The sequence below is a fragment of the Thermodesulforhabdus norvegica genome (assembly GCF_900114975.1).
GTDB lineage: Bacteria > Desulfobacterota > Syntrophobacteria > Syntrophobacterales > Thermodesulforhabdaceae > Thermodesulforhabdus > Thermodesulforhabdus norvegica.
The window spans coordinates 72,397-96,989 of the sequence record NZ_FOUU01000005.1; the positions used below are offsets into that span (position 1 = coordinate 72,397).

Here is a 24,593-nt window from a genome sequence, read left to right on the forward strand (position 1 = left end):
ACATGTTCCAGAAGAAAGTTCTCTGTTTCGAAGGAATAGACGGCTCAGGAAAGACCACTCTTGTTCGTATCCTTTCCGAAAGAATATCGTGTCCCGTTTTGGTTATCGCAGATCCCGGCGGTTCCGAACTGGGGAACCGGATAAGGCGGATCCTTTCGGATTCAGGAAGCACTGCCCACCCCTGGGTTGATGCACTTCTTTTTCTGGCAGGGCGGGTTGAAAACATACACAGAATGATTCTTCCTGCGCTGCAGCAAGAGAAATGCGTACTCCTGGACCGCTTTTTTGACTCAACCTTTGCCTATCAGGGATATGGCCAGGGCCTTAACCTTCAGGCCCTGAAGAAAGTTTCGGATGCCGTGTTGGAGGGATTTAGGCCGGACCTGACTTTTATACTGGATTGCCCCGTGGAGGTTGCGGCAAAACGGATTGAAGATAGACCGGAAGTTTTAAGCAGATGGGAGCGGCTGGGAAGGTCCTTTATGGAGCGGGTGAGACAGGGTTATCTTGAAATAGCCGGGTCCGATCCGGACAGATATGTTGTGCTTGACGCCACGGCGGATCCAGAAACCCTCTGTCGAAGGGTGCTTGACATTTGCGAGAGGCTACGGGGAAGTTCGTGATGAATCTGAAATTTGAAAGTGTGTGGTGGCAGGCCAGAGCGGAGAGGTTGCTAACGGGTTTCATCAAACGGGGCAGGATTCCCCATGCCGTTGTCCTTGCCGGACGACCCGGCATAGGAAAACGCCTGCTCGCGGAAGCCTTCGCTGCCGCTCTTATGTGCAGAGGTCCCGAAGTTGAGTTTACGGGCATGGCCTGCGGAGGGTGTTCTTCCTGCCGCAGACTTCTGTCGGGCATGAATCCCGACCTGATGGTCCTTCGTCCGGAAGGACAGGCTATAAAGATCGATCGGGTCAGAGAGATTGCCTCAGAACTTTCCTTTGCCCCTCTTGCCTCAAAACGCAGGGTAATACTTCTGGAGGATGCCGAGAGGCTGGGTGACGAAGCGGCCAATGCACTGCTTAAATCGCTCGAAGAACCCCCGGCTCACAATGTTTTTATTCTGCTCGCCTCCAACGTTTATGCCTTGCTTCCTACTTTGCGTTCTCGATGTTTCACTATCACGCTTCAGCCCGTGCCTTATGATGAGTTGATCAGAACCGCACGGCAATTAAAGGATCTGACACCGGAAGAAGCCGGTCTCTGCGCATTCCTTGCTCAGGGCAGCAGGGCAAACCTGGAAAAGTGGCTTGACGGTGATCATAGAAAGAAGTGGAACAGGATAGACGAGTGGGTGAAGAAGCTGGGCCGTGTGCCCTTAAGATATTTTTTCAAAGAAGTACGAGAACTCGTGGAATCTGAAAATTCGCTTGAAGAAACCCTTCAGCTCTTAAAACTCTGGTTGATTCTCTTTATAAGAGAAGCGATTCGTAGTAAGAAGGCTCTGAAAGAGGGCTGGTTTGATGCCTTTGACTTCGTTGAGGAAGGGGAACAGGCCCTTAAGGTAAATGTCAATAAGCTGATGCTGATGGAGGAAGTGGGGCTTGTTCTGAGGGAAGCTGTTTATGAAGCGTATAGTAGGTGTGAGGTTTCGTGAGCGTGGGTTTGTTTACCACTTCGACTGCGGTCCCTGGGATGTGAAGAAGGGCGACTATGTGATTGCCGAATCCCCGGAAGGGCCTGCCGTGGGGGTTGTGGTGGAAGACCCTGTGCCTCTTGAGGAAAGTGGCAGCAGGCTGAAGATAAAAACGATAGAAAGGCCTGCTACGGACGAGGAACTTGAGAAGTATCGGAGAGACAGAGATTTCGAGCGGTATGCCAGGGAATATTGCCTTGAACGTATCAGAGCTCATGGGCTTCCCATGAAACTCGTGGATGTGGAACTGCTTTTCGATGGATCCAAGATAATTTTTTACTTCACGGCAGACGGTCGTGTTGATTTCAGAGAACTCCTTAAGGACCTTGTTCGTCACCTGAGAATGAGGATAGAGCTTCGTCAGATCGGCGTGAGAAACCATGCGGCAATGGTGGGCGGGCTCGGCATGTGCGGTCGGCCTGTGTGCTGTGCACAGTTTCTAAAGAAGTTCCATCCCGTATCCATCAAAATGGCAAAAGAACAGAACCTTAGCCTTAATCCACTGAAAATCTCCGGAGCTTGCGGTCGTCTCATGTGCTGTCTCCAGTATGAAAGCGAGGTTTACGGTTATCTAAAACAGGGACTCCCCAGGGTCGGTAAGCGAATCGAAACGGAATGGGGTAGCGGGAAGGTCATAAGACAGAATGTACTCGAGCGAACCATCACCGTTGAGCTGGATGAGGGAAGGCTGGTAGACATTGTTTATCCCATGCCGGATAACGAAGATAAGATGGAAGGGGAAGACGACAATATAGAGGACTTGGACCTGACAGATTATGACAACGGAGATGAAGGATGGAGCGATTCTACGTAACTACTCCGATTTACTATGTGAACGCTGCACCACACATAGGACATGCCTATACCACTATCGTAGCCGATGTGGTTAACAGGTTTTACAGACTCATGGGCTACGAAACATACTTCCTGACCGGAACGGATGAACATGGGGACAAGATCGCTCAGGCGGCAAGAGAGGCAGGCGAGGATACCAGGGCTTATGTGGACAGGATAAGTCGGCTCTTCAGAGAGCTCTGGCCTAAGTTAAACATTTCAAACGACGATTTTATTCGAACCACCGAGGAACGGCACAAAAGGGTGGTTCAGCATATTCTTCAGAAGGTTTACGATTCGGGGGATATTTATTTTGGATCCTATAGGGGGCTCTATTGCATTGGTTGTGAAAGATTCTATACGGAGCGGGAGCTTGTAGACGGCAAATGCCCCGATCATGATAAGCCGCCTGTCCTGCGTGAGGAAGAGAACTACTTCTTCAGAATGAGCCGGTATCAGGATTGGCTTGTTAAATACATAGAGGATCATCCCGATTTCATCAGACCCGAAAGGTACAGGAATGAAGTTCTTTCCTTCCTAAAAGAACCGCTTGAAGATCTCTGCATTTCCCGACCTAAAGAACGACTTGACTGGGGAATACCGCTTCCCTTTGATGACAGATACGTTACCTACGTCTGGTTCGATGCTTTGATAAATTATATTTCCGCCCTGGGATATCCCGACGGAGAGCTGTTCAGAAAATTCTGGCCGGTGGCGCATCACATTATAGCGAAGGACATTTTGAAGCCTCACGGTATCTACTGGCCTACCATGCTTAAGGCGGCAGGGATCGAACCTTACAGGTCTCTGATGGTCCATGGCTACTGGAAGATAGAAGAAGGTAAAATGAGTAAGAGTAAGGGCACGGTGGTGCGCCCTCTCGATCTGGTCTCAGTTTACGGCCTTGACGCCTTCAGGTATTTTCTAATCCGTGAAATGGTCTTTGGCCTGGATGCCAACTTCAGTGAAGAGGCACTGATTCAACGCCTCAATGCCGACCTTGCAAACGATCTGGGGAATCTCTTCAGCCGAACAATGGCGATGGTTCAAAAGTACTGTGATGGAAAGGTGCCGCCTCTGGAAGGAGAAGCGGGTCCCCGGGAAAAAGCAATTCATGAGCAAATAGAATCCACGAAAGCAGCCTACGATACTTCAATGAGGACCTTCGGCTTTCACAAAGCAATGATGAGCGTCTGGGAACTGATAAATGCTGCTAATAAGTATGTGGACGAGACGGCCCCGTGGGAGCTGGCTAAAAGCGCATCCGAACGAAACTATCTTAACCGGGTTCTGCGTACACTCCTTGAGATCAATCATCTCGTGGCAGTCATGATTGCTCCGGTTATGCCCGGTACGGCCGAAGAGATGTTGAAGCGGCTTGGAAGGTCGATAAAGGCTAGAGATTTGAGGTGGGAATCGGATGCAGGCTTTCCGGCACTTCAGGAAGGAGTGCCGGTAGAAAAAGGCAAAGCACTATTTCCGAGAGTGGACATTGAAGCCTGGAGGACTCGAAGGTCCGAAGAACCTGTAAGCCCGGAAAAGGGCAAACCTGAAGAGGCAGAACGGAGAACGGAGATGCTGGGTATCGATGAGTTCAGAAAAGTCGATCTGAGGATCGGGAATGTTCTTGAGGCCGAGGCAATTCCCGGCTCGAAGAAGCTGTTACGACTTGTGGTGGATGTGGGAGAAAAAAGGCAGGTCGTTGCGGGTATCGCCCAGCACTACTCGCCTGAAGAACTAATAGGAAAAAAGGTTGTCGTGGTGTGCAATTTGAAGCCGGTGAAGCTGATGGGCGTTGAGTCTCAAGGTATGGTACTTGCCGCAGAGTCGGAAAATCGGCTTTCTCTTCTAACCTGTGATCGGGATATTTCTCCGGGATCGCCTGTTCTTTAAGATGAGGTGCAGGCGGCCGCATTTATGAGTGTGGCCGCCTGCTTTTTCGTGTTAGTGAAGGACTTTTTCCGTAGATTCAACAGGAGCAAGGCTTACGTATTCTCCCTCGTCTTTGAGCTCATAAGAGCGGTTTCCAATTGTGAAAGGCGACTGGTAGGTAAAAGGAATGTTCAGGTCTTTCGCTGTGGACATGGATTCGAGAAGCCAATGCAGTATCCAGGCGTATTCTTCAAGGTTTGAAAGAATGTGTTCGGGACGAATTCTTATTTCCTTTATGTCAAAGAGCTCGCGAAGCCCCTTCGTTTCAAAGCTTTGTGTTTCAGGATCCCAATTCAGCTCGATAAACTGCCCGGGTTCTTCCGAATTCTGAATTCTCATAAGGGTTCTGGTGTTTTCTTCCGTCATAGCATTCTCCTTTCTGTTCTTAAAGTTTTTTCCCTTTTCTCTCTGTCTAAAATATAACCATTTCCTTTAAGGATTACCCGATGGTTTGTCTAATTTTTTCCTGGGCACCTGAGACTGAAACAGAAATTTCGTGGCCTTGCTTTTATTTCACGATTCCTATTAAGGTCCTGAAGGTTTAAAGCTTACGAAGCCCGGCAATGTGGACACTTATGCCGGTTTTTGATATAGCCTTCCGGGCCCGATATCGGCCGTAAAGGAATAGCCGTTACGGTAGAGGATAATGGATAAAATTACGGTTTTTCATCGGGGGGCGCTGGGAGACTTCTTGCTGGCATGCCCGGTGATCAAAGGTCTATCGGAGTTTATGAAGGTGCAGGTTTACTTTATGGCGAGGCGGGACTATGTGGCACTGGTAAGGAATGCGCCTTTTTTCGCCGGCTTTATCCCCCACGACAGTTCTTCGATTGCGCCTTTTTTTGATGATTTTCTCTGGAAAAAGGCGAAAGTTCCGAATGTACTGACCGAATCAAAGGCTGCCTTCTTCTTTGGTCAGAAATTTCTCAGAAATGTCGTGGATCGCCTGAATAAAAGACTGGGCAACGATGTATGCTATTGGGTACAGTCCTTTCCTGACTTAAATTCCTGCGTAAAAAAACATGTGACCTTTTTCCTGAGGGATCAGCTGAAGGAACTCGGTTTTCCCCTTGAACTGCAATACTTCAATCCTCTGGATCACGAAAAGGGTCTCCTTTCCGCCTCTTGTTCAAAAGACCGACCCGTTGTTATCCATCCCGGCAGTGGTGGACTGAGGAAGATCTGGCCCTTAAAAAACTGGCGGGCTACCGTTCTCTACATAAAACAAAAATATCCCGCAATTCCGGTCCTTATCGTAATCGGTCCCGCGGACGATGTAGCCAGGCCTCTTGCTAAGAGCTTAGAAGAATTGCCCGGGGTATCCGTGGTGGACGGTCCGGAACTTATGGAACTCGCACGCATTCTGGCAACATCACGGATATATCTCGGAAACGACTCCGGTGTAAGTCATCTTGCCGCTGCCGTAGGGGCGGCATGCTGTGTAATATTTGGCCGAACAGACCCCAGTGTATGGGCCCCCCTTGGAAAAGATGTTACAATCGTTAAGGATTGCTGGGATGAGATCGACGTTACGGCGGAGGACTTTCGCATGCCTCCCGATAAGGCCCTACATCCCGAAATCCGGGCCTTTATAGATCGCAGGCTGGCGGATTGTGACCTGCCGAGAACCGGGAAGTCCTTTCATTGAGGTTTTCTGCTGGCTGGCAGATTATAAGAAAGAAGAGGCATCTTTTGATGAGACTGAAGACCGTTGCCGTTCTTGTCGTCGCCTTGTTATGCGTTGCCTGCCGTGAAAAACCCATAAAGATAGGTTTACTATGCCCGCTTACCGGTCCCTATGCAGACCTGGGTGTGCACGGCAGAAATGGTGCCCGCCTTGCCGTGGAAGATATAAATCGAAATGGCGGCATCGGAGGACGCAGGATTACGTTGATCGTTTATAATGACGAAAGCACTCTTGATGGTGCCGTAAGGGGTTATGAAGCTCTGGCCCGTGAGGGGGTCGTAACCGTGGTGGGGCCAATGACCAGCGAACAGTCAATGGCCGTTGTGAAGGATTCTTCGTCTGTAGGGATTCCCCTGCTTTCGCCCACTACATCAACCCCGTGGCTTTCGGGCAAGAAAGATCTGTTTTTCCGAATACAGCCGGAGACGGACAAGGCTGCGGTGATGCTTGCACGGGTAATAGCCGGCCGTCCGGAAATAGAGAGGGTTTGTGTCGCGGACGATGTACGCAATAAGGCTCACACTGCTCCTCTGAAACAGGCCTTTGTGTCGGAATATACGAGATTGCAGGGAAGGGTGATTTGCGATCTAACCATCGACCCTCTGGACGATCGATTTATCGAATCCCTATCTGAAAAGATAGGGTACCACAATCCCGATGCTCTGGTAATTATGGCCTCGGCACGACATACGGGACAAATGGTGAGGACGCTCTCGCAAAAATACCCCTCCTTGAGGTTTTTTTCCTGCGGATGGGCTCAAACCGAAGAGCTTATTGCTCAGGCAGGCATTGCGGCTGAGCGGATTTTGCTTCTGGCCGACAACATGCCGGTGGAAGCGACTGAACCTTTAAGAAGGTTTTCATGGGATTACAGATCCCGCTACGGAATAAAGCCTGCTTTTCCCGCCGTGCGTGCCCACGATGCCGTAAAACTTCTGGTGAAAGCATTGAGAAATTGCAACGATGACCTCAATAATTTAAAAGAAGAACTTTCCAGGCCCCGAACCTTTACGGCCCTTTCCGGCAGGATCATTCTCGACGAATATGGGGATGCCAGCGGCGATTTTTATCTCGTAACCGTCAGAGGCGGAGAGTTTGAGCTGATAAACCGAATAAAAATGACGAGGCCCTGAGTTATGACACTCGCCGATTTTGTGAGCCGCTACTTCGTCAGAGCTCTTCTAATTCCTTTTGTTATAGTGGGAATTTTTACGACGACCCTTTTGATGGGCTGGCAGATCCACAGTACCAGAAAGAGCCATCAGATGATAGCGGATTTTCTCAATCAGAACATTTCGGAATATCTATCCAATGCGCATCATTTGCTGAGAGTTCTGGCATGGGAGCACGAAAGTGTCGGAGGTGCGGAGGTTTACGAAATCAGGAATGTCTCTGACTTTTATCGAATCTTGCTGGTCAAAACGGACCACATAGAGGCATCCATTGATTCGGATCGCAAAGTATATCTTGAATTGATGAAGGCCGGGGTTCCCGTGGTGTATTTCCCGGATCTAAGAGAATGGCCTGCCGTTTCCGTTCCTTATTACAATCCCGAATTGGACACAATGACGGTGGGAGTTGTTGTAAGAGCCGATAGATGGATGGCATTCGGAGAACTAAATCTGGCTTCTATTTATAACCTCGTAATGACATGGGCTGCTTCATATCCCGGAACTTCGGTGATTATTACCGATAAGTACGGAAACATTATCTGCCATCCTGACATGAAACTGGTCATAGAGCGGGAGAACCTCGCTCATGAACCGATCTTCAGAAAGATTATCGGATACTACGGGTTAACGACGACGGTTGGTTTCTACGGGGGTCACTATGTACTTGCCACGGGCCGGTATGTGGGACCCTGGGAGTGGGTGGTAACCATCATTCGTCCCCTGAAAACTTTCTTTTTTCCGCTGATCCTCGTGGTGGGAATCATTATTTCCGTAAGCTTTGCTATTGCCGTGATAATCTTCAAATTTCAAAACCGCTTGAGGAGTGCAGTCGTCGGCCCCGTTGAAGGTCTGGTCAATTTGGCCGTAGCCGTCCAGCGAGGCGAGAAGTTACCGGAACCCTCTTCCATTACCCTGGGGTCGGATATTAAAGAGCTGAAGAAACTCGCGGAGGCGATAATATGCACTTATAAAAAGCTAAAAGAAAGAGAAAGGATAACCAAAGAGATGAGCAGAGAACTCTTCTGGCTGGTTGAGTCGATAGGAGATGCTGTAATTGCCGTTGATAAATACGGTAGGGTTATGAGGATGAACGGTATGGCCGAATTGCTTTCGGGATGGAACAGATTCCAGGCCTTCGGTAAGCCTCTTGAGAGGATCTTCAGGCTTTATGAAGCAGAGCACAAACTCGATGTGGCCCGTATTGTAGATAAAGTCGTTCGAGACGGCGCTGTAATAAGGCTCCAGGACCGGATCAGACTGGTTTCCCCGGATGGATCAAATAAGTTTGTGACGGACAGTATATCCCCGCTGCGTGACGGAGACGGAAATGTTACGGGAGCGGTCGTGGTTTTTCACGACGTGACCGCTCAGGTTGAAGCGGAAGAAGAGAAAAGAAAGCTGGAAAAGATGCTTGCTCAGAGTCAGAAAATGGAGGCACTGGGAACACTTGCCAGCGGAATTGCTCACGAGTTCAACAACCTTCTGCAGATTCTTTCGGGCTATGTCGAGCTCGCGCTGGATGTAACGGGGCAAACGGATCGCCGTTATGAATGGCTTGTCAGGATAAAAGGGGCTTCGGAGAGGGCCAAAGAGCTGGTGGAACACCTTCTAACCTTTTCCAGGGAGCACAAACCCAGGCTTCAGGTCCTGGATGTTAATCGTTTAATTCTGGATACACTGGACTTTCTCCGAACCAGCATTCCCAGAATGATAAAAATTGAAACCTCTCTTGCAGAAAACCTGCCGGCAATAAAGGCAGACCCTCGTCAGCTGGAGCTCGCTTTGATCAACCTCGTTGTGAATGCAAGGGATGCTATAAGAGAAGGAGAGCCCGGTGTTATAAGAATCAGGTCCTGTCATGAAACGGATGTGGGCTGCAGGGGTTGGGTCAGAATAGATGTGGAGGACACCGGTTGCGGGATTGCCCCTGATCTGCTCGAAAGAATATTCGAGCCTTTCTTTACGACCAAGGGACCCGGTAAAGGTACTGGGCTGGGACTTTCGGCGGTTTACGGGATTGTACAGGCCCATGAAGGGCGTATTGAAGTAAAAAGCTCGCCAGGTCAGGGGTCAACATTTTCCGTCTATCTGCCTGTTCGAGAATACCATCAGCTCGACGCTCCGGCCGAACCTGTGCCGGACAGGCCATCGGAAGAAGCTCCCGCGACGTGTCATAAGAAGGACACTGAGGAGAGGCCGGCTGTTCTCGTAGTGGACGATGAGCAGCTGGTGCTCGATTTTGTAGCCGAAATCCTGAGACGGGAGAATTTTGAGGTCCTCGGTGCCACTTCCGGTGAGGAAGCACTTGAGCTTGTTGACGCTGTGGGAAAATCAATTAGTCTGATCATTCTGGATCTCAACATGCCGGGTATGGGCGGCTGGAAGTGCCTTGAGGAGATTCGTTCACGCCTTCCCGATGTGCCCGTTATAATTGCAAGTGGTTACATTTCGGCATCTGCGGAGAAAAGGGCAGAAGGGTACAGGAATGTGAGATTCATAAGAAAACCGTATTCAATAAAGGAGCTTCTGGACGAGTTGAGAAAGGTCAAAAACCGGGGCTGAGCTCATTATTTCAGCCTAGAGATGACCGAAGGGGGAGGATAGCGGCTTTAAATGAAAAAAGTTGCAGTAAAGACTCTTGGTTGCAAGGTTAATCAGTGTGAATCTTCCTATCTGATAGAATCCCTCAGGCGCAGTGGCTTTGAGGTGGTGGATTTTCAAGAAGCCGCCGACATCTATATTGTTCATGGATGCACCGTTACATCGCGGGCTGCCTACGAAACGCGGCAGTTTATTTACCGAGCCCGAAGGACTAATCCCCGGGCCGGGGCGATCGTTTTGATGGGGTGTGCCGCTCACTTCGAAGGTCTGGAACTGGCCCGTAAGGGATTGGTTACGCACGTGCTGGGTAATGAAGAGAAGTATGAAATTGCAGAGATCCTTCTTGGCGGATCCACCTGTAAGGAGCCCGTTGTACGGCTGTCGGACCCAAGACGTTTTTCTCGAATCGTTCCCTTGAGTTTTGCCAGCATGTTACAGGATCGAGCACGGGCATACGTGAAAATTCAGGACGGCTGTGATTCTTTCTGCAGCTACTGCATCGTTCCCTATGTCCGGGGCAAAAGCAGATCACTTTCCCCCGAGGAAGTATGCGGCGAGACCGAGATTATACGTGAAGCCGGCTTTTCGGAAATAGTTTTAACGGGCATACATATGGGGAGCTGGTCCTGGGTTCGTGATGGAAAGCCCATGTCTCTTTTGGAACTTCTAATAGAGCTGGAGCACCGCGGTCTCGTCCGGCCGAGGGTCAGGTTGAGCTCACTTGAGCCCGGCGAATGCCACCACAGGCTCATTTCCTATCTTTCGACTAAAGATTGGATCTGCCACCACTTTCATGTTCCCCTTCAGAGCGGAGACGGAGAAATATTAAAGCGGATGAACCGTCATTACGATCCCCAGGATTACGCCGAAGTAATCAGCTCAATAAGAAGACACTTTCCCCATGCGGCTATTGGAGCCGATGTTATAGTAGGTTTCCCCGGAGAAGATGAGAAAGCCTGGCAGGCTACCTACAGCCTGATCGAGAAGCTACCGATCACTTACCTTCATGTATTTCCTTATTCTCCCCGCAAGGGTACTCCCGCTGCCAGGTTTGCAGGATCTGTTGAGAAGTCCATTCGGAAGGCCCGGGCTTCCGAGCTCAGAAAGCTGGGCAGGAAGAAAAAGCTTTCTTTCATGGAGAAACAGAAGGGAAGGTATGTTGAAGTCGTTCTGGAAAAAGCTCTGTCTCCCGAAGAAGGAGTATGGCAGGGCACCTCGGGTAATTACCTTACCGTTGTGACCAGAATCCCCTTCCCGGCCCACAAGGGACAGCTTGTACGGGTGCGCCTGGAAGAAGTGGACGGAGAAAGAGAGATTCTGTCAGCCGGGTTTGTGGAATTTATTGAGTGAAAAGGAAGAATTTTACCCATCGAGGGTCGGGAGTTTCGCCGCGTCTGTAGAAGGGCCCCATTTCTTCCAGATAGGCATTTATAATACTTTGAATGTAGCTATTTACATGCTTTTGCCACTGTTCTCCCTGTACGTTAATGGAGAGCCACGTCCGTATGTGAGGGATCAGGGCATCGGGGTGTAAGAGAGGAAATATCTTCTCCCAGTCGGCGACGGGAATAGGACGGGCTGTGAACCTGGGTTTTTCATGAACAAGGGAATGTGCTGCGGCTGTGAAAAGCAATACGCTTACGGTTACGTCTTCTATAGATGCATAATGACCCTCCCGCCATAGGTTCTCGGTTAGCTCCTGCCAGGGAACTTCGATGGAATCAAGTATTATTCCCATGCACAGGACCGTATCCAGACGCTCTTGAGCTTCAGAGACCTCCGAAGGCCTTCGGAAGAAATCAGGAAAGGGGGCTCTACCCGGAACATGGCGCTGTAACTGCGGAAAAGGTTGACATAAAAGATCTACGAACTCGTACCATTCGGGTTCGAGAATATTCATGCCCAGAGGGCACCTGGCTATCCAGCCGTGTTCCACAAGTCGTCTGGCCCGCCTGCCGAGCTTCTTTAAAGGCTCCAACCCGACACGAAAGATGTGCTCCAGATAAACGTTCATGAGGATTTGCGCCGCTGAAGAAGGATTAACACCGGGACGGCTCAAAATGTGGAGCCCAAGATTTAAGGTCGCCCGAACCTTATCAAGGCACTCTCGAAGGAGCTCACTATCCTGAAACCTGACCCGATCGGCTATAATAACTTTGTTGGCAAGAGCAGCAAGCTCTAGTTGAATGTATTCCAGGACGGCTTTATTCTCTATGCGGCCGAGGGCTCTGGAGAACAAATCTTCCGATTCTTCAAGCTTAACGACGGCAAAGGAAGGAGGCGACATTACGGGTTCGGCAGCAAGATAGCGCATCTTGGTCCTTGCAACTTCTGATGGTTCCATGGGAACATATATCGTCAGGGCGTCGTAATAATCCGGTATTGCCTGGTCTTCCAGCCGTCCCTTGTGAAACCGATAGGCCTCTTCCTCCATCTCGGCGTCAAGACCATAAACGGCATGCTCCATGATTTCTTTATAATACCCGTAGTTGGTCTCAAAAAGAATGCTCAACACATGACGGATTAAATCCTCATATTGTGGATACCTGCATTCCCAGAAATATTGATCGTCAATCGTGTGCGGAGGCAGATAATCCAGTGCTTCCGTAAGGTCTATGTCATCCGGGCGTATGACAACCCTTATCCACTGTTTGATCATGGATATTAGAAAAAAGAACTCCACGTTGTATAGCCATTGAACCAGAGGCTCATAGCCGGCTCTCGCAAGCCGATCCAGCCAGGCTATGCCTTCCCCCGGCACAATGCGGTCTTTGTTCCAGCACTCCATGTCGAATATGTGAATCCATTGTTCTGTGCTGGCAAGGCTCAGCAAGGGCAGGGCATCGTCGGGACCCACCTCCATAACGGTCATGTAAAAGTCCTGAAGTGGCATAGACCGAACGACGGCTACAGCATCCGCTCGATCCAGAATGGCTTCCATCCTTCGTTTTGCAGGAAGCCTCATAACAACCTGAGCGTATTCTGCCGCAGGAAGCCTCTTAATTTTCTCTTCACTGAAATCTATTATTTGATTTCCCATGGGCTTTCTTAGACGCCGCCTTCTCCGCTTTTTCCTCTTAAGTCGATTAACCGGACAGCCTTGCCCTCACCCCCGGGAAGCCCGTTGGGCTCAACAAGTTCAACCCTGGGAGTAACCAAAAGCTCGCTCTTGAGCTCTTTCGCGATTTTCTCCCGCAACTTATGAAGATGTCGCATATCTTCTATAAACACTCTATCCGTCACTTCAACCTGTACGGTCATCTGATCGAGATTATCTTCTCTCGTAAGAACAATTCTATAATTGGAACCAACCTCCGGTATGGCCATCAAGACCTGCTCGACCTGTATCGGAAAGATGTTTACACCCTTGATTATGAACATGTCGTCAGATCTTCCCTGAATCCTGTCTATTCGTCTGTGAGGTCTCCCGCAGGGGCACTGACCCGGGATAATTCTGGTGAGGTCTCTCGTGCGGTACCGGATAAGAGGCATTCCTTCACGGTCAAGAGTTGTCAGGACCAGTTCTCCTATCGTGCCGTCGGGAACCGGTTCAAGGGTGTCCGGGTCTATGACTTCCATGAGGTAAGCGTCTTCCCAGAGATGCAGTCCGCTTTGATAAAGGCACTCGAAGGCGACTCCGGGGCCGTTCATTTCCGAAAGACCGTAGCTGTTATACACTCTGATGCCGTAAAAGTTCTGAACCCGCTGGCGAACCTCTTCTGAATAAGGTTCTGCTCCCAGATAGCCTATGCGAAGGTTGAGGTCCTCCCTGGGATTCACACCCATTTCCTGGCAGACATCCATTAACCGAAGTGCGTAACTCGGGATAACATGGATTACGGTGGTTCCAAAATCCTTCATAAGCTGTATCTGGCGTTTGCTGTTGCCGGCACCCGAGGGTATCGTAAGAATTCCCACTTTTTCTGCGCCGTAGTGAAAGCCCAATCCTCCCGTGAAGAGCCCGTAGCCGCTCATGTTTTGAAACACGTCGCCGGGGCCGGCTCCTGTCATGCAAAAACAGCGTGCCATGAGCTCTGCCCACGAGTCTATATCACGACGCGTGTAAAAAACGGCGGTTGCACGGCCCGTCGTACCGGAAGAAACGTGAAGTCTAACCAGACGATCTCTTGATACGGTCAAAAACCCGTAAGGATAGGCGGAGCGAAGATCGTCCTTGGTTGTGAAGGGGAGCCTGGATAGATCGGAAAGACCTTTGATGTCTGATGGGCTTAGGCCCAGCTCCGAAAACTTTTTTCGGTAAAAGGGAGATTCCCAGGCCCTTGCAACGGTTTTCAAGAAGCGCTCTTCCTGAAGGTTTATGAGTTCGTCCCGGGTCAAAAATTCCCTCTCGGGGTTCCAGGCCTTTATCTGCGCCATATCAGTACTCATAGTCTCTCTCATAAGCCAGGTTTTCGAATCTCGTGTAAGAGTCAATAAATCCCAGTCTAACGGTTCCCTGAGGTCCGTTTCTCTGTTTTCTTATAAGAACTTCGGCAATTCCCTTATCCTTCGTATCACGGTTGTAAACCTCGTCGCGGTAGAGGCAGAGTATCACGTCGGCATCCTGTTCTATGGCTCCGGATTCTCTGAGATCGGCAAGCTGAGGTCGCTTGTCGTGCCTTTCTTCAACCTTGCGGTTGAGCTGAGAAAGGGCAATCACCGGGATGTTTAACTCCCTGGCGAGGTTTTTCAAAGAACGTGAAATTTCCGAAATTTCCTGTTCTCTCCGTTCAAAACGTCCGTGAATCCTCATAAGCTGCAGATAGTCTATGATTATCAGCCCGAGACCGTGTTCTGCCATAAGACGCCGGGCTTTGGCACGGAGCTCCAGAGGGGTTATTGCCGGTTGATCGTCTATGAAGAGAGGCACCTTCATGAAGGTTTCGCCCGTGGCCATCAGCCTCCTGCACTCTTCCTGACTGAGAAAACCGGTCCGGATACGCTGGGAATCAACCCGGGCTTCTGCGCACATGAGCCTCATAGCCACCTGCTCTTTGCTCATTTCCAGCGAGAAGAAAGCCACGGGGATGTTGCTCTCCAGAGCCACGTTGCGGGCAATGTTAAGAGCAAAGGCGGTCTTACCCATACCGGGTCTTCCGGCAATAATAATCAGATCGGACTTCTGGAAGCCTGCGGTGAGTCGATCCAGATCTATAAAATGAGATGGAATACCGGTGATTATACCCCTGTTTGTTCGATAGTCTTCGATACGAACCAGGTTATGCTTTACGATTTCTTCAATCGGACTACAGGAATTCTGTATCCGCGATTCGGAAATCTGAAATATTGCCGCCTCCGCCTTATCAAGAACCTCTTCCACACTCTCCGGGTGAGAGTAACACCAGGAAATTATTTTTCCGGAGGTCTGTATAAGGCTCCTTAATACCGCTCTGTCGGCAACAATTCTGGCATAAACCGGTGCATTCGCCGCCGAAGGCACCCTTTCCGTAAGGGCTACTAAGTACTCAAGACCGCCTATATCCTCTAATTCGTTCCTCTCTCTGAGCCGCTCAAAAACCGTAACGAGGTCAATGGGTTTGTTTGCTTCAAACAATTCCGTTATCACTCTGAAGATCTTGCGATGGGATTCGAAGTAAAACTCATCCCCTTTGAGAATTTCAAGAACGGCCGGGATACCCGAAGGGTCGAGAAGAAGCCCCCCGAGCAATGACTGTTCTGCCTCTCTGCTGTGAGGCGGAATCTTCTGTAATTCCTCAATAATTCCACTCATACTCTTCCCCGAGCACCCGGCTCAAAGTGTGCTATTCCTCTGTTTCTTCAACCGGAGTTGTATCCCCGGTGGGAGTCTCGGCTCCTTCGGGCACCACAAGAACGGTGATCTGGGCTTTTATGTCAGATTCTACCTTAATAGTGATCTTGAATTCACCGACCTTCTTGATGGGCTGGTCTAGAAGTATGTTTTTCTTGGCCAGACCCGTAAATCCCTGTTCTTCAAGAGCTTCGAGTATGTCGGTGGCACTTACGGACCCGTAAAGCTTGTCTCCCTCGGCTACCTTTCTCACCATCGTAAGCGTGACGTTGTTGAGCTTCTCTGCAACGCTGAGCATCTGTTTTCTGAATTCTTCACGTTTTTTTGCAAGAAGCATCTTCCTGTGTTCAAGCTCACGAATGTTCTTCCCCGTTGCGGGTAATGCCAGGCCCCGGGGGATTAGATAGTTACGGGCGTATCCCGGAGCGACACGAACGATTTCGCCGATGTTTCCGAGAGACGGAACATGTTCACATAGGATAACCTCAACTGCCTTCATCTCTGGTCTCCTCTCCTGTCTTTGAAATCTTACGAAAATTTGCCCACGTGTCGAAAAAGCCCGTTAAAGCAACCAGTAGGGTGAGATACTGCTGGGTTACGATAAGAAAAATGGCGAGTGCTTTGACCCACCAGGAAAGCTTCCATTTTTCGGCAAAAAAGCCGAGAATGCACATACCGTGAAACAGATAGATCACACCCAGCACTATTATAAGGTTGAAGGCAATGGCCCTGAGAGAAGCCGCAAAAAGGGCCGCAAAGCCCGAAAATATTACCGGCCATACAAGCCAGTCCGGTGCTTTCCACAACGCCAGTTTGCTCCACCGCGGCAGAGGATAACCTTTTTGAGAAGAATAGCGTTCAAGCCCGACGATGTTTATGACGGCAGATATCAGAAGCGATCCAAAAGACGCTCCCGGAAGCAGCCTCACAACCATGTGAACCATCTGTCGTATTTGCTCTTTTATGTAAGGCCTTTCCGCCTCTTCAAGCCCGGAATCTTTCAGCAGGGCCATTATGTATTGGAAGGTTTTTTCCTCCAGCCGGGTGAAGATGCTTCCGTCCGATCCCTGGTGCTTCAGGAAAAACAGCAAAGATCCTGCTGCAAAAACAAAGGCCGTGGCGGCCATCACGCAAAATTCACGACTTCTACCCTGTCTTACGAAATACCCTATAAGGGCACCGAGTGTCAGGAACAGGGCAAAGTAGGGCAGCGATTGCCCAAAACCGAGAACTCCGAAAAGAAGCCCTCCACAAATAAGGGCTCCAACGGGAACCACATAACCGGAGGGGATGCCCCAGGTATAGACGGAAAGGCTTGACGGAATTGGAGTGAGGAAGCTCAGAAAAAGTCCCACAAAGGGAAACCACACGGCCGAGCCGAAGAAGATCAGCGAAAGACCTATCCATATGGTAACCTGCTGAACCGTAACAGGTGCGTAAGAAAACATCTTTTTTCACCCACCGCGTGGTTCCCACACTTCGTCAACTTATATGGTATGGAAGGTCGTGTAAGGTAACAGAGCCATCTGACGAGCCCGTTTGATTGCTCGAGTTAATTGACGCTGGTGCTTGGCACAGTTACCCGTTATCCGCCTGGGAACGATTTTAGCCCGCTCGGTCAGGAAATTCTGGAGAACCGTTGGATCCTTGTAGTCTATCTTTAAAGAGCTATCCACGCAGAAGCGACAAACCTTCTTGCGCCTGAAAAACCTTCTCTTTTTCTTAACTATCTGTCTGGTTACGGCCATTTTCCCTCACCTCATTCAACCTTTTCTTCGTCCTGTTCCTGGTCTGATTCGTCAGATTCAACCGTCACTTCAGGAGATTCCTGACTTTCAGCAACGGGCGACTTCTCCGTTTTTTCTTCGCCTGCTGCATCCGTTTGTTCCTTATCCGGGTCAAATCGATCATCCAGCTTAACGGTTATAAACTTAAGAACCCTTTCGTCAATACGCATGTTTCTTTCCAGTTCTGTAGGAAGCTCCGGCCCTGCGGCTATCTCCATGAGAAAGTAATGGCCTCTATCCCGTTTTTTTACCGGGTAGGCCAGTTTTCTTTTGCCCCATGATGCGTAGTTAAGCACCCGACCACCTTCGCGAACCACAATGTCCGTCAGCTTGGTTTCCAGATCCCTGGTCTCTTCGTCCGAAAGATCGGGATCCACGATGAAAAAAACCTCGTACTTTCGCAGAAACATACTTAATCCTCCTTCCTTTTGGCTTCTGCAGCCCCTTCCTTTTGCAGGAAGGAGCAAGGAAGCAAAGAGTAGCAACCTGAAAAGGCATGATCTGCTATCATGATGAGTGATTTGCGTCAAGATGGAATTAAAAAATCCCTCCGGGGGTTGACATGGAAGGTTCGAATTACTAAATGAAAATGCGAATTAATATTAATAAGGACTAACAGGAGGTATGAAAATGAGCATCAGACCTGGACTCAAGGCACCAGACTTCGAACTGGACGGATTTTACAACGGTAAGATCCAAAAAATTAGCCTGTCAGACTACAAAGGCAAATGGGTACTCCTGGTATTCTACCCCGCCGACTTTACTTTCGTATGCCCCACAGAACTTGTCACCATAGCCAGAAGATATAAGGAACTCAGAGAACTGGACGTGGAAGTTCTGGCAATAAGCATAGACACACCCTTCGTCCACAAAGTATGGCAAGAAGTGGAACTTTCAAAAATGATTGAAGGAGGAGTGCCTTATCCCTTACTTTCAGACCTTGCCGGAAAGGTGGGAAAACTGTATGGTGTATACGACGAAGATGAAGGCCTGAACTTGAGAGGCACTTTCCTCATTGATCCGGACGGCGTTATTCAATTCTCAGATATCGTTAATGCTCCTGTTGGTCGCAATGTAGAGGAGTTGATTCGCCGGATAAAAGCCTTTCAGCATGTTCGACAAAGCGGGGGACAGGAAGTGTGCCCTGCTCAATGGGAACCGGGAAAAAACACCCTTAAGCCCGGAGCAGATCTTGCAGGTAAGGTCTTTGAAGTGTGGAATAACGGTTAACCAACAGAGAACCAGGGAGGAAAAAATGTCCAGGACGGAAAAGAACCTGAAAGAGGCATTTGCAGGAGAGTCCCAGGCCACGAGGAAATACCTTGCCTTTGCGGAAAAGGCTCTTGAAGAAGGATACCCGGGTGTGGCCAGGCTTTTTCGAGCCGCTGCTGCCGCCGAGATGATCCATTCTCTAAAACACCTCAAGGTACTCAAAGGAATAAAATCCACGAAGGAAAATCTGCAGGAAGCCATAAGCGGAGAAACCCACGAATTTACATCCATGTATCCGCAGATGATTAAGGAAGCTCAGGAAGAAGGCGAAAAGCAGGCGGAAATCAGTTTTAAGTATGCCAACGAAGTTGAAAAGGTGCATGCCGAGCTTTATAAAAAGGCTCTTGAAAACCTTGAGCAGTTTCCCGAAAAGGATTATTACGTGTGCAAAATCTGCGGATACACTGCAGAGGACGAAGCCCCGGACAAATGCCCCATATGCGGAGCTGCAAAAAAGCAGTTCTTCAAGGTTGATGAAAACTTCGGAAGCCTGTTCTAGATAGCCTCCAACCTTCGGGCCCCCAGGGGCCCGAACCTTCCCCATATCGGTTCAAAGGGTCTTACGTAATAGCCTTGTCATCTCTTATAGGAGTGATTAATATTTACACGCTGTCAGATCGTCGGAGTCGATGGAATATGAAAGCAGGAGGTGTTTATGCCCATTTACGAGTTCCGCTGTTGTTCCTGTGATGCCAGGTTCGAATTGCTTGTTCTTTCACAGGCAGATGCCGAAAATGTGACCTGTCCTTCCTGTGGTGCTTCGAATTGTGAAAGGTTGGTTTCCAGGTGCTTTTCACTTGGGATGACCGGCAGTTCGATTTCGGGCTGTGGGTCTCAGGGTTTTAGCTGAGCATAGAGTTCCGGCGGCCGGTAGGGTACCGGCCTGAAGGGAGAATGAATATGGAGTGGCTTGCCTTTGCGGCAATTGTGGTTGGGTGGTTTGTTATGAACAGGTGGGTTCTTCCCAGACTGGGAATTCCTACCTGAGCCAGCCCACAGTGCTCGATCGGTGATCGAGATAAAACCGAGGAAAAGCCTCAAAAAGATGCTTAAAAATAGCGTATTCGAGAAGAATACAGCTTTTTTTTACGCTTCATTGTCCGGTAACGGATGAAGCCGGCAAGCAGGAGTATTCCACCAATCACAGCACCTGCTTTTGCAACGGCGGACACGGATATTTCCCGGGGGAAAAGACCCACTTTTCTTTTTATGCTCTGAAGTATGGATGTGTACCAGGGGGCTTTTGCAATTGCCGTTTTTGTTATGAGGTTGACCGAGCTCAGTTGTTTTCCGTCGAGGTAAAAGGTAGCCGAACCGACAACCTCACCAGCCCTCACAGGTGCTGTTATTTCCTCGGGAACATTCAGCCTGGTTTCAACCCTGTCGGCGTCGATTTTTCTTATGAGTATCCTTTCCGCAGGTTCCGGGATGATTTGAGTCTCATCAACAACGCCTTTCCAGACCTTTACCGAAATAGGCCTTATCTTCTGGGTCGGGTCTATTAAGGTATAGCTTCGAAATCCGAAGGAAAGTAGCTCTGCGCAGTCCCGTTCACGGACGACGGGTTTTGGTGCCCCCATAACCACGGCAATTAATCTCAGGCCGTCTCTTTTGGCTGTTGCAACCAGATGATAGCCGCCTCTGGAGACGTAGCCGGTCTTTAGACCATCTACATTAGGGTAACGCCTTAGAAGCCTGTTTCTGTTGTATTGCGTTATGCCGTTGTATGTGTATTCGACCATCGAATGGTATTCCAGCGCCTGTGGAAATGTGCGAATGTATATTGACGCAAGTCTGGCTATGTCTCTGGCCGTGGTGTACTGTTCCGGATCGTCAAGTCCGTGAGGGTTGACAAAGTGCGTGGAGTGAAGCCCCATTTTCTGCGCTTTCTGATTCATGATGTTTACGAAGGCTTCCACGCTTCCGGCAATGTGCTCTGCTATTGCAACACACGCATCGTTTCCGGAAGCCACAGCTATGCCCTTTATCAGTTCTCTGACCGGAACTCTGGACCCGACCTCAAGAAACATCCTGGATCCACCGGTTTTCCACGCATTCTTGCTGACGAAAACGAGATCGTCCGGCTTTACATCTCCACGCTCAATGGCTTCAAAAAGGATGTAAAGGGTCATTATTTTCGTAAGGGATGCAGGCGGGAGTTTTTCGTCTGGATTGCTTTCGTAGATGATCGAACCCGTTTCCGGTTCTATGAGAACTGCCGATCTCGATTCCACGGATGGGCCCTGTGCAAGAAGGGGTCTCGCTGCCGTGAGGAAAATGATAAGGGTCATGATCAAAGGCTTTAAGGGCGAGATGGGCACGATTCTCGTCATCTCAGGCTATTCTCCTTGATTTTCCTGCTCCTTCCACCGGTTTATCATTTCTTTAAGCCTTTCCAGGCTTTCTTTTACTCTTCCGTCTTCCAGACCCGCCTTAAGCTCCAGGATTAGAGGAATGTCCGGTCTGGATTTCGTAATTGCTCTGATGTCCTGGAAATCAGACTCTCCTTCTCCAATTGGCAGATGATCATCTACGCCTATGACATCATGAACATGGCAGCCGGCGGTGTTCGGAAAAATTTGGTTGAGCCAGATTTCCTCGTTAAGGATTTTCAGCACCCTGTTTACATGGAAATGGCCCGTATCATGCCAGTAAGCGAGGGGTGCTCCCCGGAGCTTCTCAAAGATAATCAGCAATTCCTTCTCCTGGGGCATTTCATGGAAGGAGTAGCGGTTTTCTATACCGAGAGTCACCGAATATCTATCGGCCAGATTTGCAAGCTCATCCAGGCTCAGGAGCAAACCATCCAGATGGGAATCCGCCAGACCGTTTCTTTCATTAAGCTTTTGTTTTACGAAAGATGCTACCTCCTCGCTTTCCAGCTTTCCCTCCTTCATCCACTTGCGAATCCTGTCCCATTCGGCTTCCATGTCAACCCTGCCGCAGTGCAGCACGACAGCGGGGCCTTCGAGTTCATGAGCCAGTTCTATCGTTCTTGCCGTATTTTTTACGGCCGCTTCTCGTTCGAAGGGATCCCGACTTGCAAGATTATAAAGGTCCCCACTGGCTCTGTGGAAGGGGATGTCTGATGGGATGGGTGTAAAGTTGTGGAGGCTGAAAATTTTCAACCCCAGTGATTTCAAAGCCCTTATCAGCTTATTAAAGGTTTCACCGGTGATGCGATAATTAATTTCTACACCGTCGACTTCTCCCAGCGCTTCGATATGCCGGATAATCTCCTCCGCACCTCTGGGGCTGTCGCCAAGCCATGAAGTAGATATTCCCGTTTCCGGTTTGCTCATCTTTTGTTCACCCTCATTGATGCTCCGTAAGAGAAACGATCTGCTTCAATAATTCTTCTCTCCCGATCTTCTCCGTTGAAGAAAACAGAAAAATTTCATCAACGGGGATACCCAGAAGACGTGATGCTTCTTCCCTGTGCCTCTGTCGATCGCTTTTACGGACCTTGTCAATTTTCGTGAGAACCGGGATTGTATTTATTCTGTGAAATTGAAGCCAGTCTTTTAGCTGGATATCGGAAGCCGTCGGCGGGTGGCGAGAATCGATAATGAGTACAACGGCACGAAGCGTTGCCCTGTCCTTCAGGTAGCCTTCAACGAGGGGCCTCCATCGGGCCTGAATGCTCTTCGAAACCTTTGCGTATCCGTAGCCGGGAAGATCTACGAAGTAAAAGGACCGGTTTATCAGATAAAAATTTATACTCCGGGTTTTTCCAGGAGTGCTGCTGGTATGAACGAGTTTCTTCCGTTGCACGAGGCAGTTAATCAGTGATGATTTGCCCACATTGGATCTTCCGGCGAAAGCGATCTCCGGGAGCTTTTCTTCCGGCAGCTGATCAAGCGAATAAACGGATTTATAAAATTCTGCATGGGTGATCTTGAGACCTTTCTCACTCATTTCTTTCTCTGCTCGAGATATTGAGCTATCCTGTTGAGGGCTTCGTCTATTTTCTCAATGGAATTTGCGTAAGAGAAGCGAAGGTAGCCTTCTCCGTTGGTTCCGAAGTCAATTCCCGGTGCAACTCCCACATGTGCCTGTTCCAGGAGCTCGAAGGCCAACCGATAGGAGTCCGATCCAAAGCTTTTGGCATTTGCAAAGACGTAAAAAGCACCTTTGGGTTCATGATCTATCCCGAAGCCGATCTCTTTCAGCCTGGAAATCATAAACTTTCTGCGCCTGTCGTATTCATCAACCATTTTTTTCGTTTCTGTTACCACTCGATCATCCGTTAACGCCACCAGTGCAGCCCTCTGAGAAGCCGCATTGGCCGAAATGAAGAAATTCTGGACCATACACTGCACGGTTCTTTTGAAAGGCTTGGGAATGATAACGTAACCCAGACGCCAGCCTGTCATGGCGTATTTCTTTGAAAATCCGTTGAATACGAAGCATTTGTCCGTAAACTCCAGAATGGAATGAGCGCGTTCTCCGTCGTAAACGAGGCCGTGGTATATTTCGTCGCTGAAGATCCAGAGCCCCAGGCCCGCCAGTCCCTTTAACCTGTCGGCATCAAGAAGATGTCCCGTGGGGTTTGCTGGAGAATTTATGAGTATGCCCTTTGTACGAGGGCCTATCGCATTCTTTACGTCTTCTATCCGATATTGAAATCCTTCTTCTTCATATACCTTCACAAATTTGGGAATAATGCCCAGAAATCTCGCGAAATTGGGGTAACAGGGGTAGCAGGGGTTGGTTATGATAAGCTCGTCTCCTGGTTCCAGAACGGCTCCCAGAGCCACCAGAAAGGCCGGTGATGTGCCCGATGTTATCACCACCTGGTCGGGATCCAGCCCGTAGATACCGTACTCTGCTTCATAATTACGGCAAATTGCTTCTCTCAGTTCCTGGATTCCCAGACTGTGGGTGTAGTGTGTTTCACCTGCCTCCAGAGCTCTTATGCCGGCTTGCTTTATGGGTAGAGGAGTGTCGAAGTCGGGTTCTCCTATTTCCAGGTGTATTATGTCACAACCCCGTTTTTCCAGCTCCTGAGCCTTCTCGAGAACATCCATCACTATGAAAGAGCATATATGTTCGGTACGGCTGCACTTCATTGTCCGATACCTCCGGGATAGGTGGCACCGAGTTGCTTCAGGTAATTCCGGGCGGCGGTGGCCATTTCCGATTCCGGTGCCAGCTTTATCACCTGCTCAAAGGAGTACCGTGCGCAGACGTGGTCTCCAAAGTGATTACAGAGCCTTCCGTAATGAAAGTGGGCTTCCGCCCACTGGGGGGCGTATGCAACCGCATCCTTGTATTCCGAAAATGCTCCTTTTTTATCTCCTCTATTTTCAAGAACCCTTCCCAGTTGCAGATGCGCCTGAGCATAATTGGGTGCGAGTTGAAGAGCCTGACGGAAGTATTCTTCTGCTTTCGTGTAATTCCCCTGGCGGTAGTAAAGATTGCCCAGATTGTATGCTGCGTAGTGAGGGGTTTCGTAGAAGGGATCGTTGAGGGCGGTCGTGAATTCCCTGATGGCTTCGTCAATAAGCCCCTTTTCGGCCAGAAGAGCCCCCAGTGCATTGTGCGCTTCAGGGTAGTCCGGCCTTAGAGAAATGGCTTTTCTGAGATAAACCAGGGCCTGTTCGGTAAAACCGCGCCCCCGATAGGCAAGGGCAAGGTCGTAATAAAGTTCGGGAGTATCATGTCCCTTTGCTTCGGCTGCCGTAAGGTACTTAAGAGCTATGGCATAGTTTCCGGCAGCAAGATGGCTTTCTCCGATTTTTTGAAGCTTTGCCGCGTCGTGGACGGCTGTTTCCGGATCAAGCCTGTTTTCAGGTGTCGTTGCGCAGGCAACGAGCAAAGAGGCAACAAGACCCCAGAAAAGCCATCTTCCCGTAAAATCCGCCTTCCTGAGCCTTCTCATAATCGACTCTCCAGAATA

Annotated in this window: 24 protein-coding genes; 11 read left to right on the forward strand and 13 right to left on the reverse strand. The window is 49.5% G+C overall.

Annotation, left to right across the window (positions count from 1 at the left end; translation table 11 throughout):
* The first annotated feature begins 2 nt into the window (after positions 1 to 2).
* From tmk to metG, 4 genes are read left to right on the forward strand one after another with little or no spacing between them, the layout of a single operon-like run.
* Positions 3 to 623, forward strand: a complete 621-nt coding sequence (gene tmk / locus BM091_RS08505) for a dTMP kinase (RefSeq protein WP_093394995.1) — start codon at positions 3 to 5, stop codon at positions 621 to 623.
* Complete coding sequence (gene holB / locus BM091_RS08510; protein WP_093394997.1) at positions 623 to 1,597, forward strand: DNA polymerase III subunit delta'; 975 nt, start codon at positions 623 to 625, stop codon at positions 1,595 to 1,597. The genes tmk and holB overlap by 1 nt, the downstream gene beginning before the upstream one ends.
* Complete coding sequence (locus BM091_RS08515) at positions 1,566 to 2,450, forward strand: PSP1 domain-containing protein (protein ID WP_093394998.1); 885 nt, start codon at positions 1,566 to 1,568, stop codon at positions 2,448 to 2,450. Before holB ends, BM091_RS08515 begins: the two co-directional genes overlap by 32 nt.
* Positions 2,432 to 4,363 (forward strand): methionine--tRNA ligase, encoded by a 1,932-nt coding sequence (gene metG, locus BM091_RS08520; RefSeq protein ID WP_093395000.1) that lies wholly within the window; start codon positions 2,432 to 2,434, stop codon positions 4,361 to 4,363. The genes BM091_RS08515 and metG overlap by 19 nt, the downstream gene beginning before the upstream one ends.
* A gap of 51 nt (positions 4,364 to 4,414) precedes the next feature.
* Here metG and BM091_RS08525 read toward each other — a convergent pair whose 3' ends face one another.
* On the reverse strand, positions 4,415 to 4,768 hold the full coding sequence (locus BM091_RS08525) for a hypothetical protein (protein ID WP_093395001.1): 354 nt from the start codon (positions 4,766 to 4,768) through the stop codon (positions 4,415 to 4,417).
* A gap of 280 nt (positions 4,769 to 5,048) precedes the next feature.
* Here BM091_RS08525 and BM091_RS08530 point away from each other — a divergent pair, with 280 nt between their 5' ends.
* The 4 genes from BM091_RS08530 to mtaB are packed head-to-tail and all read left to right on the forward strand — an operon-like array spanning position 5,049 to position 11,212.
* Positions 5,049 to 6,050: a glycosyltransferase family 9 protein gene (locus BM091_RS08530; RefSeq protein WP_093395003.1), complete on the forward strand. Its 1,002-nt coding sequence runs from the start codon at positions 5,049 to 5,051 to the stop codon at positions 6,048 to 6,050.
* 47 nt (positions 6,051 to 6,097) lie between these two features.
* Positions 6,098 to 7,222 (forward strand): ABC transporter substrate-binding protein, encoded by a 1,125-nt coding sequence (locus tag BM091_RS08535; RefSeq protein WP_143083124.1) that lies wholly within the window; start codon positions 6,098 to 6,100, stop codon positions 7,220 to 7,222.
* Positions 7,223 to 7,225: 3 nt separating this feature from the next.
* Positions 7,226 to 9,823: a hybrid sensor histidine kinase/response regulator gene (locus BM091_RS08540; RefSeq protein WP_093395006.1), complete on the forward strand. Its 2,598-nt coding sequence runs from the start codon at positions 7,226 to 7,228 to the stop codon at positions 9,821 to 9,823.
* Positions 9,824 to 9,874: 51 nt separating this feature from the next.
* On the forward strand, positions 9,875 to 11,212 hold the full coding sequence (mtaB, locus tag BM091_RS08545; RefSeq protein WP_093395007.1) for a tRNA (N(6)-L-threonylcarbamoyladenosine(37)-C(2))-methylthiotransferase MtaB: 1,338 nt from the start codon (positions 9,875 to 9,877) through the stop codon (positions 11,210 to 11,212).
* On the opposite strand, the gene BM091_RS08550 is transcribed toward mtaB, so the two are convergent.
* The 7 genes from BM091_RS08550 to rpsF are packed head-to-tail and all read right to left on the reverse strand — an operon-like array spanning position 11,202 to position 17,829.
* Positions 11,202 to 12,902, reverse strand: a complete 1,701-nt coding sequence (locus BM091_RS08550) for a DUF6178 family protein (protein ID WP_093395009.1) — start codon at positions 12,900 to 12,902, stop codon at positions 11,202 to 11,204. The two genes, mtaB and BM091_RS08550, sit on opposite strands and share 11 nt — an antisense overlap.
* Positions 12,903 to 12,910: 8 nt before the next feature.
* Positions 12,911 to 14,251 carry a phenylacetate--CoA ligase family protein gene (locus BM091_RS08555; protein WP_245735325.1) on the reverse strand — a complete coding sequence of 447 codons (1,341 nt, stop codon included), beginning with the start codon at positions 14,249 to 14,251 and terminating at the stop codon, positions 12,911 to 12,913.
* Entirely contained in the window at positions 14,241 to 15,593 is a 1,353-nt protein-coding gene (gene dnaB / locus BM091_RS08560; protein ID WP_093395012.1) for a replicative DNA helicase, read from the reverse strand. The genes BM091_RS08555 and dnaB overlap by 11 nt, the downstream gene beginning before the upstream one ends.
* Before the next feature lie 31 nt (positions 15,594 to 15,624).
* The gene (gene rplI, locus BM091_RS08565; protein WP_093395013.1) at positions 15,625 to 16,131 is read right to left on the reverse strand and encodes a 50S ribosomal protein L9; all 507 of its coding nucleotides are present in this window, start codon (positions 16,129 to 16,131) and stop codon (positions 15,625 to 15,627) included.
* A complete protein-coding gene (locus BM091_RS08570) occupies positions 16,118 to 17,080 on the reverse strand; it encodes a DUF2232 domain-containing protein (RefSeq protein ID WP_093395015.1) in 963 nt (320 codons plus the stop codon). The genes rplI and BM091_RS08570 overlap by 14 nt, the downstream gene beginning before the upstream one ends.
* A gap of 39 nt (positions 17,081 to 17,119) precedes the next feature.
* On the reverse strand, positions 17,120 to 17,380 hold the full coding sequence (gene rpsR, locus BM091_RS08575) for a 30S ribosomal protein S18 (RefSeq protein WP_093395016.1): 261 nt from the start codon (positions 17,378 to 17,380) through the stop codon (positions 17,120 to 17,122).
* An 11-nt stretch (positions 17,381 to 17,391) separates the two neighbouring features.
* On the reverse strand, positions 17,392 to 17,829 hold the full coding sequence (rpsF, locus tag BM091_RS08580) for a 30S ribosomal protein S6 (RefSeq protein WP_093395018.1): 438 nt from the start codon (positions 17,827 to 17,829) through the stop codon (positions 17,392 to 17,394).
* A gap of 220 nt (positions 17,830 to 18,049) precedes the next feature.
* Between rpsF and prxU the strand changes: the two genes are divergently transcribed.
* The 3 genes from prxU (at position 18,050) to BM091_RS08595 (ending at position 19,541) form a co-directional block, all read left to right on the forward strand.
* Positions 18,050 to 18,649, forward strand: coding sequence for a thioredoxin-dependent peroxiredoxin (gene prxU, locus BM091_RS08585; RefSeq protein ID WP_093395019.1), 600 nt, complete (start codon positions 18,050 to 18,052; stop codon positions 18,647 to 18,649).
* A gap of 25 nt (positions 18,650 to 18,674) precedes the next feature.
* Entirely contained in the window at positions 18,675 to 19,190 is a 516-nt protein-coding gene (locus BM091_RS14415; RefSeq protein ID WP_093395021.1) for a rubrerythrin family protein, read from the forward strand.
* 156 nt (positions 19,191 to 19,346) lie between these two features.
* Positions 19,347 to 19,541, forward strand: coding sequence for an FmdB family zinc ribbon protein (locus BM091_RS08595; RefSeq protein ID WP_093395022.1), 195 nt, complete (start codon positions 19,347 to 19,349; stop codon positions 19,539 to 19,541).
* A gap of 199 nt (positions 19,542 to 19,740) precedes the next feature.
* On the opposite strand, the gene BM091_RS08600 is transcribed toward BM091_RS08595, so the two are convergent.
* The 5 genes from BM091_RS08600 to BM091_RS08620 are packed head-to-tail and all read right to left on the reverse strand — an operon-like array spanning position 19,741 to position 24,575.
* Entirely contained in the window at positions 19,741 to 21,024 is a 1,284-nt protein-coding gene (locus BM091_RS08600) for a D-alanyl-D-alanine carboxypeptidase family protein (protein ID WP_093395024.1), read from the reverse strand.
* A 6-nt stretch (positions 21,025 to 21,030) separates the two neighbouring features.
* Complete coding sequence (locus tag BM091_RS08605; RefSeq protein ID WP_093395025.1) at positions 21,031 to 21,993, reverse strand: sugar phosphate isomerase/epimerase family protein; 963 nt, start codon at positions 21,991 to 21,993, stop codon at positions 21,031 to 21,033.
* 13 nt (positions 21,994 to 22,006) lie between these two features.
* Positions 22,007 to 22,609: a ribosome biogenesis GTP-binding protein YihA/YsxC gene (yihA, locus tag BM091_RS08610; protein ID WP_093395027.1), complete on the reverse strand. Its 603-nt coding sequence runs from the start codon at positions 22,607 to 22,609 to the stop codon at positions 22,007 to 22,009.
* Positions 22,606 to 23,763: a pyridoxal phosphate-dependent aminotransferase gene (locus BM091_RS08615; RefSeq protein ID WP_093395028.1), complete on the reverse strand. Its 1,158-nt coding sequence runs from the start codon at positions 23,761 to 23,763 to the stop codon at positions 22,606 to 22,608. Before BM091_RS08615 ends, yihA begins: the two co-directional genes overlap by 4 nt.
* Entirely contained in the window at positions 23,760 to 24,575 is an 816-nt protein-coding gene (locus BM091_RS08620) for a tetratricopeptide repeat protein (protein ID WP_093395030.1), read from the reverse strand. Before BM091_RS08620 ends, BM091_RS08615 begins: the two co-directional genes overlap by 4 nt.
* Positions 24,576 to 24,593 lie beyond the last annotated feature (18 nt).